Origin of the sequence: Kitasatospora sp. NPDC001547 (assembly GCF_042894165.1) — a bacterium.
Lineage (GTDB): Bacteria > Actinomycetota > Actinomycetes > Streptomycetales > Streptomycetaceae > Kitasatospora.
On sequence record NZ_JBIAVL010000007.1, the window covers coordinates 78186 to 91090 of the forward strand.

Sequence of the window (12905 nt, forward strand, 5' to 3'; positions counted from 1 at the left end):
GCTGGTATTACTGGGGCATGCAGGAAGAGACCGCACGCTCCGCGATCGACACGTTCATCTCCGCGTTCAACGCCTCGGACGACAGCTATGTGACCGCCCTGCTCTCCCAGGCCCTGACCTCGGACGTGGTCTTCTGGGGGCCGTTGGGCCGCAGCGAGGGAATCGCGGCGGTCGAGCGGTTCGTGCTGGACATCCGGCACCACCCGGCGGGGCCCGGCACGATGGTGCGCTGCTCGGCGGTGGACATGCCCGACGAATGGGCCCGCTACCAGTGGGTCTTCACCACGCCTGACGGCGGCCCCCGCCTGGCGGGCACGGACGTCGTCCATCTGCGGCGGAGCCTCATCGACCAGTTCATCGTCTTCGCGGGGGAGATCGGGCCGTCCGCCTCCTGAGCCGTCCGCCTCCTGAGCCGTCCCTCTGCCGCCGTCCTTCTCCTGGACCTGCCCCATCGGCGTTCGGGGGCGGCGGTGGGCGGGGGCGCGTGAGAAGTCGGCGGGGCCGACTTCCTGCGCGCGGTGGTGGGGGCGGCCCGAGCTCGAAGTCCGTCGAGGGCCTGTCGCGAACGTGCCGGTCGCAGCCGCTCGTTGAGGGCTGCGACCGGGGCGGTCGCCACCTGGGGCGCGGCAGGGTCCTCGCGCCTCGGGGCGGCATCGCCGCAGCCTTGACCTCAAGCGCACTTGAGGTCCTAGCCTGGCGATCATGACGACCACAAGCACCCCGAACGGCACCGCCACGCTCGGCCGGCGCCCCATCGCCCTGGCCGCCTGGAGTGCCACCGAGGCGATCCTGCGGCACTCGCAGGCCGCCCTGGCGCGCATCGACGTCACCCAGCCCCAGTGGTGGGCGCTGAACAACGTCGTCCGCGCCGAGCACGGCCTCACCAGGGAGGAGCTCCGCGCCGTGGCCGTGCCCTACGGCATGGGTGCCGAGGTGATAGTCCACGCCGCCGACGCGCTGGTCCACCGGGGCTGGCTCGGCCTCGGCGCGGACGGCCTGCTGACCCTCACGGAACAGGGCCGCGAGGGCCTGGCAACGGCGAAGGAACACATGGACCGGGTGCGTGCGGAACTCCTCGGGGACATCACGGAGGAGGAGTACGCGACCGCGGTCTCCGTGCTCCAGCGCGTCACCGACAACCTCGCCCCGGGGCGGCCCTGAAGCCCGGCCACCTCGTCTCACGGCCGCCCGCGCGTCCGGGCCCGGGGCGTCCGGCTACGCCGGGGCGCCGGCCCCGGCGCTGGGGGCGAACCCCGTCCCCTGCTCGGCGAACACCCTGATCGCGGCGCCCAGGAACTCCACCATCCTGGGGTGGTAGGAATCGTGGAACGCCCTCATGGCCTCGTCCTCGGCGTAGAAGAGCGACATGCCGACGTAAGCCTCCCTGGAGGGGGTGTAGAACCGGCTGACGATGTCGAAGTGCCTGCGGACGAGCTCCTGGACCTGCTCGTCCCCGGGCAGGGAGCCGCCGTCCAGCAAAGGCGTGATCTCCCGGTACAGGACGTCCCAGTCCTGGTGGACCCGCTCCCTGTCCACATGTGCCCAGTTGTCGGTCCCGGCGAGGCTCTTCGCCTGCTCCTGGGCCAACGCTCGGCGGCACTCGTCCTCGTAACTGTTCTCCACGGCACCGGTTCCCATCGTTCGTCACCTCTGAGGGGGATCCCCGAGAGGCTGCCGACATGTCGACATCGGCCGGCCGTCGATGATCAACTGCCGGTCCAGGCCGAACGGTGGCACACGGCCACCGGGTCGGCAAACCATTTCCCGGACCCTCCGGTGCCCGTTCCGGTCAGCCGGCGGCGGAAGGACGCCGTCCCCAGGCGCTCTGACAGGCAGCGAGGCGACCGTGCTGCTCGCAGTCCTCGACGCGGGGCTGGGACCGGCGCTTTCCCGACGCTCAGCCCAGCAGCTGGGTGAGCCGTTCGAGGTCGTCGCGTACGGACTCCTGCTCCTCCGCGGTGAGGCGCACTGCGGTGGCCGCGGCGAGCGCGGACGTCGCGGCTTCCTCGTCGCCGAGCCGAGTGGCAACGTCGGCGCGCAGCACGAGAAGGCGAAGCAGCTGCACGGATGTGGGCCTCTCGTCCCGTAGGCGCAGTGCCCGGTCGATGATCTTCGCGGCGCCCGTCAGGTCCTCCTTGGAGTCGGCGAGGAGGGAAGCGTGGTGCACGGCCCGGGCGAAGGTCTCCTTGGGGGCGGGGCGGTGGTGCTGGTCGTCGCTCACCTGCTGCCCGAAGCGGATGCAGTTGCCGCCCGGATCGGTCATGAGGAACTGCCGCACACCGTGGGACGTGTCATTCAGCGGCCCGATCCGCGGCAGCCCGCGGCTCGGCACTCGCCCGTACGCCGCCTTCAGCCGGGTCCGGAAGGTCTCGTGCAGCCCGTCGATGTCATCGGTCCGGACGATGCAGGTACTGAACGACTCGGCCGGCTCGTAGTGCTTCATCCCGAAGAAGTGGAGCTGTATGCCGCCGCGCTGGACGGCTGCGTACGGGTTGGGGCTCTTCTGCTGGAAGGTCACCTCGAACCCGAGGGTCGTATAGAAGTCGAGAACGGGCTGGATGGTCCGACACGGCAGGATCGGAATCGTCGTCTCGCTCATGCTGATCACTCTAGTCAAAGCCGGCCAGGGGTCAGGGGGCTGAGGGCGCGTCAGCGACGCGCTTACGGGCCCTCGGCGGCGTGCGCCGGCACCAGCAGCCCCCGGCCTGCTGGTGGGTGGCGTGGGAAGTCGGCGGGGCCGACTTCCTGTGCGGCGGGGTTCAGTCGTGGGTGGCTTCCCGGGCGCGGGTGCGGCAGTGGGTGAGGGCGTTCTTGAGGCGGGGGTCGGGGTTGGTGGCGGTGAGGAGTTCGCCGGCGGTGGTGAGGGTGGTCCAGTAGGTGGCGGGGTCGCCGGTGCGGGGGAGGGGGTGGGCGGCGGCGAGGGAGAGGTAGGCGGCGGTGAGGTTGCCGGTGGTGAACCAGCGGCTGAGGCCGTGCTGGTGGCCGGGGCGGATGCCGCCCATGGCGTCGACGGCGGTGAGGAACAGGTTGACGACGGCGAACTCGGTCTCGGTGAGGGGGGCGGGGATGTCGAAGACGCCGAGGGCTTCGAGGAGTTCGCCGGTGTCGTGTTCGGAGCCGGGGCGGGGGTTGGCGAGGAGGGCGTCGTAGCACTCGTCGAGGCGGCGGGTGGTCTCGGCGAGGGGGATGGCCAGGGCGAGGCAGACGGCTCGGGCGCAGGGGAGGGGCTGGTGGCCGAGGCGGGCGATGAGGGCGTAGGTGGTGGCGGGGGTGGCGCCGCGCGAGAGGGTGTGGCGGGCGAGGGTGGTGAGGTGCATGGGGGTCCGGGCTTTCAGGCGGTGGTGACGAGGGTGGGGGAGACGAGGGCCCAGACAAGTTTGCCGGTGCCGCCGGGGCCGGCGGCGCAGCCCCAGCGGTGGGCGAGTTCGTTGACGAGGAGGAGGCCTCGGCCGTGCTCGGCGTCGGGAGAGGGGGAGTTGACGGTGGGGCGGCCGGTGCCGGCGTCGTGGACTTCGAGGCGCAGCAGGTGGTCGGGGGTGAGGGTGAAGCGGACCTCGATGTGCTGGTCGGTGGGCGCGTCGCAGTGCTGGACGGCGTTGGCGAAGAGTTCGCCGAGGAGGAGTTCGGCGGTGTCGCGGTAGCGGTCGCCGGAGGGGAGACCGGAGAGGTAAGCACGGAGGAGGTAGCGGGCCAGGGGCGTGGACTCGGTGCGGGAGTCGAGGCGCGCGACGAACGTGCGGGGGCGGCGGCGGGTTGTGAGCATGGGGGGAGCACCTCGGGGGGCGTGTTGCTGGCGGAGGGGCCGGACCGTACCGGTGGAGGTCCGGCCCTGGGGCGTTGCCGTGGGGTCGGGGTTTGATCAGCCGACCGGGACGGGGACGCCCTGGATGAGGAGGGGGATGCCGTCGCCGTGTTCCCAGGCGTCCCAGGCGTCTTCGACGCGGCGGCACTGGTCGTCGGCCATGACGTCGGGGAACTGGTGACGGGGGACCCAGCGGAGGGCGCGGAGTTCTTCCGGGGGCTGGTGGTGGCGGACGGCCTCAATCTGTCGGGGTGTGAGCAGCCCGCCCGCGTAGACGAGGTTGAGGCCCTCCGGGAACTCGGCGGCGGGCACGTAGTCGATGGTGAGGATGGTGCGCAGGGGCAGGACGAGGCCGGTCTCGGCTTCGAGGTGCCGGCGGGCCGCGAGGTGGGGCAGTTCGTCCTGCTCGGCGCTGCCGCCGGGGAGGGTGAGGCCGCTCCGGTAGGCGGGATCGACGAGGAGGACGGAGAGTTCGCCCGATCCGCCGGGGTCCTCGCGCAGGGCGAGGATCTGCTGCCCCGACCGGCGGGCCGGGGGCTTGCTCATGATGCGGGTCCTGCTCAACTCTGCTCCAGGAGTGAAGAATTGAAAGGTCGCGCGACGCGATTGCTTGACTTCCCGCAGGCGTCGGGTGCGACTCCACGGTTCCGGGCGCAGTGACTCGTCCACGGGAGACCCCTGGCGAGCACAGCGATGGACGGATCACCAAGAGTGCCTCACTGGCCACTCTTGGTGAGCATGCTGCTACAGTCTCGCACTCGGGATGGAATTGCAACATGTGTCACCACCGTCAATTGACGGTGGTAGTGAGCTGGCGCCCTTCGCTTGCGGGCGGCAGACTTGACGAGACGTCAGTTGCTGCTGATAGGGGTGAGGCATGGACGAAGAGGCCACGAACGAAGAGCAGGACGAACGCCCCTCCGGCGTGCCGTTCCTTCGACATCTCCTCGGCGGCCGGCTCCGCCGGATCCGCGAGCGCAACAAGCTCACCCGCGAACAGCTCGGCGAGGCCCTCGGCCTGTCAGCCGCGATCGTCCGACGTCTGGAGACCGGCCGGAACATCATCAAGGTCCACGACGTGAACTCGTGGGTCACGCAGTTCAACCTGGACCAGGCCACCGCCAACTCGCTCAGGGAGATGGCAAAGCAGAGCAAGGAGCACGGTTGGTGGACGGATGAGGACATGCATCCGTCGTTCAGTGCCCTGGTCGAGGCCGAGAAGTTGGCCAAGCTCGTCAAGAACTGGGAACCCAACATCCTGCCTGGGTTGTTGCAGACCGCCAGCTACACCGAGGCGGTCATTTCACGCGAGCGTTTCCTGATGAAGGCGGACAATCCGCTGCCGCTCGAGAAGGTCGTCGAACGCACCGAGCTGCGCAAGCAGGTGCTGTTCACGGAGAAGCCTCCGCAGGCCCGGTTCATCATTGGCGGGGGTGCATTGCGCCTGCGTGTCGGAGACGACGATGTGATGCGCGATCAGCTGGAGCATCTGATTGCGATGTGCGAGCTGGACAACGTCACGATTCACGTGCTTACCGAGGACTCCGGCTACCACGTCGGAGCAGCGGGCAGTTTCGCTGTCTACCTGTTCAGTGAACTGCCTGGTGACGGTGTTGTCTACACCGAACAGAACCTGACATTCGCTGACCGCCTCGCGAATCTCACCCGTCGAAACCGCCAGTTTGAGGTCCTTATGTCCCAGGCACTCGACCCGGCGGCGACCCGGTCATACTTGCAGGCAACCCTGACGAACAAGTCGAGTTGGGGACAACTGAGAGGATGACCATGCACGACGGCACCACCCTCGACCAGGGCGGCTTCAGCTGGGCTAAGTCCAGCTACTCGGCCGGTGAGAACGGCAACTGTGTTGAGGTCGGCCGGACCGCGACCGGAACCATCCCCGTTCGCGACACCAAGCAGCACCGGCGCGGCCCGGTCCTGGAGTTCACTCCCGCGGCGTTCCAGGCCTTCCTTGACGCCGTCAAAGCAGGTGAGTTCCCGGTTCAGCTGTAACGGGTGAAGGACGGATGGGTGGGCCCCGGCGAATCAGCCGCCGGGGCCCACCCATCTTCTTGCATACCACCTAGCCGCGACAATGAACGCAAGCGGCTATCACAACAATTCGGCAAGCCCATCTCAACCGTCAACTGACGCACGAGAGTCCTGTCTCGTCATCGCGCTGGAGCCCGGGCAACGTCTGAACCGCAGGCCCGGACCGTTCGGGGGCCGGGCCTGCGGGCTGCCTCTCCTGCCAAGAGGTTCGGACATCCAGACGCTCGGCTGGGGCCTTTCCCAGCCGAGCGTTTTTGCGCGAGCGGGGGAGGGTACGGATGGGCTGTGAGCGCTATGAAGCTTGACCTGGCCGACGTCAGGTGGCGGAAGAGCACGTACAGCGGCAACGGTGGACAGTGTGTCGAGGTGGCCCCCGGCTTCCCTGGCCTGATGCCCGTCCGCGACTCCAAGAACCCCCACGGCCCGGCCCTGGTCTTCCCGGCCGAGGCGTGGACATCGTTCGTTGCCGCCGTCCGCAGCGGCGAGTTCGGCGACATCTGAGCCCGAGCCCGAAAGAGGCGGCCCGCTTGGAGGCGGCTCCAGGAGGCAATGCGACACATGGTCGGTTGACGAGAGCCAGCGGTGAAGAGGCAGTCAGGCGCTCGGCTGGGATCTCCCAGCCGAGCGTTTTTGCGCGAGCGGGGGAGGGCACGGATGGGCTGTGAGCGCTATGAAGCTTGACCTGGCCGGCGCCAAGTGGCGCAAGAGCACGTACAGCAATGGGCAGGGCGGCTGCATCGAGGTTGCAGACGGCTACCGGGGCGTCATGCCCGTCCGAGACTCCAAGGATCCTCTGGGGCCTGCCCTCGTCTTCCCTGCCGAAGAGTGGGTGTCGTTCGTCGCCGCTGTCCGCAGCAGCGAGTTCAGCGAAGCTTGAGAGGCACGGTGTGGATCTGTCCAGGACCCGGTGGTTCAAGTCTTCCTACAGCCAGCAAGGCGGAAACTGCGTCGAGGTGGCACCCGGGTTTCCAGGCCTGATGCCCGTCCGAGACTCCAAGGATCCTCTGGGGCCTGCCCTCGTCTTCCCGGCCGAGGCCTGGGCGTCGTTCGTCGCCGCTGTCCGCAGTGGCGAGTTCGGCGACATCTGAGCCTCCGCCCCAGCCCCAGCCCCCGCCGCAGGCCCGGACCGGTGCCGGTCCGGGCCTGCGGCGTGCCGACCCGCCCGGGGCGGAAAGCCGGTACCGTCCGCCCGCCGGATGGCGCAGCATGATCCCTGTGTCTGATACCTCAGTCCTCACCCGCACCGAGGCCGTCGAGCGCCACAGCCTGCTCGACGTCCGTACCGTCCACCTCGACCTCGACCTGACCCGGGGCCCGGAGGTGTTCGGCTCCACCACCCTGATCCGCTTCGCCTGCACCGCCCCCGGCTCCGCCACCTACGTCGACGTGATACCGGCCGCCCTCCACCGCGCCGTCCTCAACGGCCGCGAACTGGACGTCGCCACGCTCCGCGACGGTCGCCTCCCGCTGACCGACCTGGCCGCGGACAACGAACTCACCGTCGAAGCCGACATGGCCTACTCGCACACCGGCGAGGGCATGCACCGCTACACCGACCCCGCCGACGGCGAGGACTACGTCTACACCCAGTCCTTCCTCGGCGACGGCCCGCGCGTCTTCGCCTCCTTCGACCAGCCCGACCTCAAGGCGCGCTACACGCTCTCCGTCACCGCCCCCCACCAGTGGGCCGTGATCGGCAACAGCCTGGGCCACCAGCCCTCGCCGGGCCGCTGGAACTTCGCCCCCACCCCGCCGATCAGCAGCTACCTGGTCTCCGTGGTCGCCGGCCCCCTCCACTCGGTGCGCGCCGAACACGACGGCATCCCGCTCGGCCTGCACTGCCGCCGCTCGCTCGCCGCCCACCTGGACGCCGACGCCGCCGAACTCCTGGAGATCACCCGCCAGGGCTTCGACCACTACCACCGCGTCTTCCGCCACCGCTACCCCTTCGGCAGCTACGACCAGTGCTTCGTCCCGGAGTTCAACGCCGGCGCGATGGAGAACCCGGGCTGCGTCACCCTGCGCGACGAATACGTCTTCCGCTCCGCCGTCCCCGACACCCAGCGGGAGGAACGCGCCATGGTGGTGATCCACGAGATGGCGCACATGTGGTTCGGCGACCTCGTCACCATGAAGTGGTGGGACGACCTGTGGCTCAACGAGTCCTTCGCCGAGTACATGGCCTACAGCGTCACCGCCGCCTCCACCCGCTTCACCAGCGCCTGGACCGGCTTCGCCGCCGACCGCAAGACCTGGGGCTACGACGCCGACCAGCGCCCCTCCACCCACCCCGTGGCACCCGGCACCGTGGACGACACCGCCCAGGCCCTGCAGAACTTCGACGGCATCTCCTACGCCAAGGGCGCCGCCGCCCTGCGCCAGCTCGTCGCCTGGCTCGGCGAGGACGCCTTCCTCGCCGGAGTCAACGACTACTTCGACGAGCACGCCTTCGGCAACGCCACCCTCGACGACCTGCTCCGCGCCCTGGCCGCCGCCAGCGGGCGCGACGTCCAGGGCTGGGCCGAGCGCTGGCTGCGCACCACCGGCGTGGACACCCTGCGGCTGACCGGCGGCCGCATCGACCACACCTCGCCCGACGGCACCCCGCGCCCGCACCAGCTGACCGTGGCCCGCTACCGCCGCACCGCCGACGGCACCCTGGAACTCACCGACCGCGTGCCGCTCGACCTGGCGGCCGACGGCACCGCCGCGCCGCTCGACCCCGCCGCCGGGGCCACCGACGGCACCGCCGCCGACCTGACCCTGCTGAACGACACCGACCTCAGCTACGTCAAGATCCGCCTCGACCCCGCCTCCTGGCAGACCGTGCGCTCCTCCCTCGGCGCCGTACCCGAGGAACTCGCCCGGGCCGTGCTCTGGAGCGCCGCCCGGGACCAGGTGCGCGACGGGGAGCTGGCGCCCGCCGAGTACCTCCAACTGGTCGCCGACCACCTGCCCGGCGAGACCTCCGTCCACCTGGTCGACGCGGTGCTCGCCTTCGCCCACGAGTTCGTCGCGGACAGCGCCGTGCCGCCCGCCGAACGCCCGGCCGCACTGGCCGCACTGGCCCGGGTCTGCCGCACCCTGCTGGCCCGCACCGAGGGCGAAGCGGACCGCACCGGCCTGCGCCTGGTGGCCGTGCGCGGCGTCATCGCCACCGCCGACCAGTCCCAGGCCGCCGAACTGCGCGACTGGCTCGCCGCCGGCACCGTCCCCGGCGGCCCGGCCCTCGACCCGGACCTGCGCTGGCAGCTGCTGCTGCGGCTGTGCGTGCTCGGCGCGGCCGGCGAACCGGAGATCGCCGCCGAACTCGCCGCCGACCCCAGCAGCACCAGCGAGGAGGGCGCCGCCCGCTGCCGCGCCGCCCTGCCCGACCCGGCGGCCAAGGAAGCCGCCTGGCAGGCGCTGTTCCACGGCGAGCTCTCCAACTACCTGGCCGCCGCCACCGCCAGGGGACTGTGGCGGCCCGAGCAGGCCGAGCTGCTGGACGGACTGACCACCCGCTACTTCGAGGAACTGGGCCCGGCCGCCGCCCGCCGCGGCCCCGCCCTGGCCCGGGTGCTCACCACGGCGGCCTTCCCCGCCTTCGCCGCCACCGAGCACACCGTCCGGGCGGCCGAGGCCTGCCTGGCCGACCCGGACCTCACCGTGGCGACCCGCCGCGGACTGGTCGACCAACTGGACACGCTGCGCCGCGCGGTGCGGGCCCGGGCGCTGTCCGGGCAGTAGGGCCCCACGGACGACGGGCGGTGGCGCGGGCCGAGTTGCCCACGCCCCCGCCCGCCGCTCCCGCCGTGCCGGCCTCCCGCCGTGCCGGCCTCCAGCCGCGCGCAGGGCGGTTTTCGGCCGGGTCCGGCGCCCGGGGCAGTGCGTTTCGGCCTCCGTTCGTGTCCGCCCCGCACACGCTTCCTCCACATCCGATGCTGGGCCCGGAGTCGACGACACCCGGAGGTGGACGGATGAGGACCAGGCCCAGGACCAGGATCGCCGTACGCGCGGCGGCCGCCGCACTGGCGCTCGCCGCGGCGAGCGGCCAGGCCGCGACCCAGGCGCACGCGCAGACCCGGGAGGAGGTGCCCCAGCCCGGTCTGATCTCCACCACCGACCTGCCGCCGGACTCGCTCAGCTGGCAGGTCTCGTCCAGCGGAGACGGCTGGGGCGTCGACGGCCCCTGCGGCGGCTGGGACCACAGCGCCGTCTCCGACGACCGCCTCTTCTACGCGGACTTCTTCACCTCCGAGACCGCCTCCGCGTACGAGAAGGTCCTGGTGCTGCCGACCGAGGCCGAGGCCGTCGCCGTCGCCGACTCGCTGCGCGGGTTCTACGCCGGCTGCGCGGCCCGCACCGCGCAGCAGCTGCCGAACGACGTGGTGACGGCCCAGGACCACGGCACGGTCGACGTCGAGGAGGGCGCGACCGTCGGCGGCGTCCACGTCAAGCGGATCAACACCTGGGAGGACCACCGCGACGACCTCTACGGGGTGGGCCGGGACGGTAACACCGTCGTCGTGGTCGAGTGGGAGAGCAACTCTACCCAGCCCGACGTGACCGCCTTCAAGGGAACCGTCCGGGCCGCCGTCGACAAGCTCTTCTGACCCCGGCCCAGGCGCGGCAGCGCGGACCGGCCGGACACCGGCGCCCGGGCGAAGCGGCCCGGTGGCGGCCGGTGACGGCCTGGTGACGGCCTGCGGGAAACGGGTTGGCGGGCCGCGATGATCACTGCTACCTTTCCGGAGGCCGTGCGAGAGAACGAGGAGGTGGTACCCGTGAACGCTGTATCGACATGGGTGCTCCCCTCCGGGGTCACGGTCGGACGATAGCCAGGTCGTCCGGGAGCGCCGTCTTGTGAGCACTCCCGAAAGGCACGACCATGCACTTCACTTCCGAACAGCGCCTCGACGGCGACGTCCTCGAGCGCGAGTTCACCCTCGGCGAGATCCCCGGCATCCTGTGGACGCCCGAGTCGGCGTCCGCCTCCGCGCCGGCGCCGCTGATCCTGATCGGCCTGCCCCCGCTCGGGCTGCGCCCGATGTACCCCCGGGTGGCCGGGCGGGCCCGGTACTACGCGGCGCGGTACGGCTTCGCCGCGGCCACCGTCGAGCTGCCCGGCAGCGGCGACCGGCCCCGCCGGCCCGCCCTCGAACAGGCCCGCGCCGACCTGCGCCGGGTGATGGAGGCCGGCGAGCCGGTCACCGACGAGATCGTCGACGCCCTCGTCCTCCCGCTGGTCGACGAGGCCGTCCCGGAAGCGCGGGCCCTCCTCGACGCAGCCCTCGCGCTGCCCGAGGTCGGCGGCCCGGCGGGGTACGAGGGGGGCATCATCTCCATCGGCGTCCGGATGGCGGCCGTCGAGCCGCGCATCGCGGCCGCCGGCCTCTACGCCGGGAGCTTCGTCCCCCGCGCCGTCGTCGAGGAGGCCCGCCGGGTCACCGTCCCGCTGCACGTCCTGCTGCAGTGGGACGACGAGGCGAACGACCGGCAGGCCTCCCTCGACCTGTTCGACGCCTTCGGCTCCCGGGAGAAGACGCTGCACGCCAACATGGGCGGGCACACCGGCGTCCCGCAGTTCGAACTCGACGCCGGCGCCCGGTTCTTCGCCCGGCACCTGAAGTAGGCCGAGCGGCCGCACGCCCCGCCCGCCCGGGACCGGTACCACCGGTCGGACGGGTGGGCGTGTGGGCGTGCGGCCACGGCCCCGCGTCGTCAGGCCCGGGCGCACGACCGGAGACCGGGGGAGGCCGGCCCAGGAGACGACCGGGACGGGACGTCGGACGGGAGGCGGCTACGCGGCGCCGGCGGCGGCGCAGGCCAGGGCCACCTCGGCCCACGTCCAGGCCTGGTCCCGCAGGTCCGCGGTTTCATCGGACCGTTCCTGGCGCCGCGCCGCGTCGAGCGCCCGGCCCGCCGCCTGCACGGCGAGGGGGGAGGGGGCCGCGGCGACGGCCGCGCACGCCCGCGCCACCAGCGCCCACAGGCGGGCCCGCTCCCGTGCCACATCGCGGCCCGTGCCCGTCGTCAGCCCGTCCACCTTCACCGCCCACTCGTGGGCACGGCGTGCCGCCTGCGCCGCTTCCGCGGAAAAGTCCATGCCGGCCTCCCTGATCCCGTCGCTCCGGCGCCCCGCCGGGGGCGCCGGTCCGCACCTTACCCACCCAACGCCCCGGCGGGTGGGGTGAGTTGTGATCCGTCGATCACCGGCCGGCGGGCGGGGCGGCGATCCCCGGTGCCCGCGGTGCGTGCGGCGGGGCGCTACGAGCCGGCGGTGGCGGCCTCCAGGGTGGTGGCCATCACCGGGCTGGTGAAGGTGTTCGTCGCGTCCCCGGTGGACTGGTGGTAGGAGCCCCACTTGAGGTAGTTGCGGTCGCCGTCCCAGGTGGTGCCCGTGAAGGTGCCCGAGCCGGTGGTGAAGGTCTGCTTCACCCCGTCGAACCAGAAGTCGATGGTGCCGTCGGTGCGCCCCAGGTGGATCTTCAGCGCGTACGAGTGCCAGGTGTTGTTCGTGGTCCGCGCCGTCCACAGCGTGTGCGACACGTGGTCGGTGTCCCACTCCTGGAGGCGCACGCGCCCGTTGAGGACGTCGATCTCGATCGGGTGGTTGGCCGTGCCGGTGCTGGGCGAGCACTTCAGCTGGAAGACGTACCGGCTGTTGGTGTCCTTGACGTCCACCTTGGACGACCAGCCCAGGTAGAAGGTGTCGCCCTCCTTCAGGTCCGGGCTGAGCGTCTCGCAGCGCTCCTCGCCGGCGGCCTGGAAGGCCCGCCACACGCTGCCCTTGGCGGAGTCCTGGACGACGCCGAAGTTTCCGGCCGCGCACTGGACGGCCTTGAAGGAGGACGGGCCGGTGCTGGTGCTCGGGGTCCACAGGACCGTACCGGCGGCGCTGCTGGGCGCCACCCAGGCACAGGTGATCGCGAACGTGCCGAGGGCGACGGCCGCGGCGGCGGCCTTGCGGCGGCGGGTCAGAAGGGACATGCCTCTCCCGGGGGACGAGTGGCCGATACGAGCGAGCAGTGATTCGACCACCGCCAGGCCCGTACGGCCAGACGACGCG

At 71.5% G+C, this 12905-nt stretch carries 17 protein-coding genes; 10 read left to right on the forward strand and 7 right to left on the reverse strand.

Going from position 1 to position 12905, the window contains the following annotated elements:
* The first annotated feature begins 17 nt into the window (after positions 1-17).
* Both ACFY0X_RS15600 and ACFY0X_RS15605 read left to right on the forward strand, forming a co-directional pair.
* Entirely contained in the window at positions 18-395 is a 378-nt protein-coding gene (locus ACFY0X_RS15600; RefSeq protein WP_387754307.1) for a nuclear transport factor 2 family protein, read from the forward strand.
* Between the two features lie 307 nt (positions 396-702).
* Positions 703-1161: a MarR family winged helix-turn-helix transcriptional regulator gene (locus ACFY0X_RS15605; RefSeq protein ID WP_387754310.1), complete on the forward strand. Its 459-nt coding sequence runs from the start codon at positions 703-705 to the stop codon at positions 1159-1161.
* 54 nt (positions 1162-1215) lie between these two features.
* Here ACFY0X_RS15605 and ACFY0X_RS15610 read toward each other — a convergent pair whose 3' ends face one another.
* From ACFY0X_RS15610 to ACFY0X_RS15630, 5 genes are all read right to left on the reverse strand, one after another.
* The gene (locus ACFY0X_RS15610; RefSeq protein ID WP_387754313.1) at positions 1216-1638 is read right to left on the reverse strand and encodes a TipAS antibiotic-recognition domain-containing protein; all 423 of its coding nucleotides are present in this window, start codon (positions 1636-1638) and stop codon (positions 1216-1218) included.
* Between the two features lie 259 nt (positions 1639-1897).
* On the reverse strand, positions 1898-2599 hold the full coding sequence (locus tag ACFY0X_RS15615) for a bleomycin resistance protein (RefSeq protein ID WP_387754315.1): 702 nt from the start codon (positions 2597-2599) through the stop codon (positions 1898-1900).
* Between the two features lie 160 nt (positions 2600-2759).
* Complete coding sequence (locus tag ACFY0X_RS15620; RefSeq protein ID WP_387754317.1) at positions 2760-3317, reverse strand: hypothetical protein; 558 nt, start codon at positions 3315-3317, stop codon at positions 2760-2762.
* Positions 3318-3331: 14 nt separating this feature from the next.
* Positions 3332-3763: an ATP-binding protein gene (locus tag ACFY0X_RS15625; protein ID WP_387754320.1), complete on the reverse strand. Its 432-nt coding sequence runs from the start codon at positions 3761-3763 to the stop codon at positions 3332-3334.
* Positions 3764-3859: 96 nt separating this feature from the next.
* Positions 3860-4348: an NUDIX domain-containing protein gene (locus ACFY0X_RS15630; protein WP_387754323.1), complete on the reverse strand. Its 489-nt coding sequence runs from the start codon at positions 4346-4348 to the stop codon at positions 3860-3862.
* 331 nt (positions 4349-4679) lie between these two features.
* Between ACFY0X_RS15630 and ACFY0X_RS15635 the strand changes: the two genes are divergently transcribed.
* The 8 genes from ACFY0X_RS15635 (at position 4680) to ACFY0X_RS15670 (ending at position 11468) form a co-directional block, all read left to right on the forward strand.
* The gene (locus tag ACFY0X_RS15635) at positions 4680-5585 is read left to right on the forward strand and encodes a helix-turn-helix domain-containing protein (RefSeq protein ID WP_387754326.1); all 906 of its coding nucleotides are present in this window, start codon (positions 4680-4682) and stop codon (positions 5583-5585) included.
* Entirely contained in the window at positions 5582-5815 is a 234-nt protein-coding gene (locus ACFY0X_RS15640; RefSeq protein WP_387754329.1) for a DUF397 domain-containing protein, read from the forward strand. The genes ACFY0X_RS15635 and ACFY0X_RS15640 overlap by 4 nt, the downstream gene beginning before the upstream one ends.
* A 333-nt stretch (positions 5816-6148) precedes the next feature.
* Complete coding sequence (locus tag ACFY0X_RS15645; RefSeq protein ID WP_387754332.1) at positions 6149-6355, forward strand: DUF397 domain-containing protein; 207 nt, start codon at positions 6149-6151, stop codon at positions 6353-6355.
* Positions 6356-6524: 169 nt separating this feature from the next.
* A complete protein-coding gene (locus ACFY0X_RS15650; RefSeq protein ID WP_387754335.1) occupies positions 6525-6731 on the forward strand; it encodes a DUF397 domain-containing protein in 207 nt (68 codons plus the stop codon).
* Positions 6732-6741: 10 nt separating this feature from the next.
* The gene (locus ACFY0X_RS15655) at positions 6742-6942 is read left to right on the forward strand and encodes a DUF397 domain-containing protein (RefSeq protein ID WP_387754338.1); all 201 of its coding nucleotides are present in this window, start codon (positions 6742-6744) and stop codon (positions 6940-6942) included.
* 118 nt (positions 6943-7060) lie between these two features.
* Positions 7061-9583, forward strand: coding sequence for an aminopeptidase N (gene pepN / locus ACFY0X_RS15660; protein WP_387754341.1), 2523 nt, complete (start codon positions 7061-7063; stop codon positions 9581-9583).
* Positions 9584-9813: 230 nt separating this feature from the next.
* On the forward strand, positions 9814-10449 hold the full coding sequence (locus ACFY0X_RS15665; protein WP_387754343.1) for a hypothetical protein: 636 nt from the start codon (positions 9814-9816) through the stop codon (positions 10447-10449).
* Between the two features lie 275 nt (positions 10450-10724).
* Complete coding sequence (locus ACFY0X_RS15670) at positions 10725-11468, forward strand: alpha/beta hydrolase (protein ID WP_387754346.1); 744 nt, start codon at positions 10725-10727, stop codon at positions 11466-11468.
* Between the two features lie 168 nt (positions 11469-11636).
* Here ACFY0X_RS15670 and ACFY0X_RS15675 read toward each other — a convergent pair whose 3' ends face one another.
* Both ACFY0X_RS15675 and ACFY0X_RS15680 read right to left on the reverse strand, forming a co-directional pair.
* On the reverse strand, positions 11637-11942 hold the full coding sequence (locus ACFY0X_RS15675) for an ABC transporter ATPase (RefSeq protein WP_387754348.1): 306 nt from the start codon (positions 11940-11942) through the stop codon (positions 11637-11639).
* Between the two features lie 161 nt (positions 11943-12103).
* Positions 12104-12826: a hypothetical protein gene (locus tag ACFY0X_RS15680; RefSeq protein ID WP_387754351.1), complete on the reverse strand. Its 723-nt coding sequence runs from the start codon at positions 12824-12826 to the stop codon at positions 12104-12106.
* Between the last annotated feature and the right edge of the window lie 79 nt (positions 12827-12905).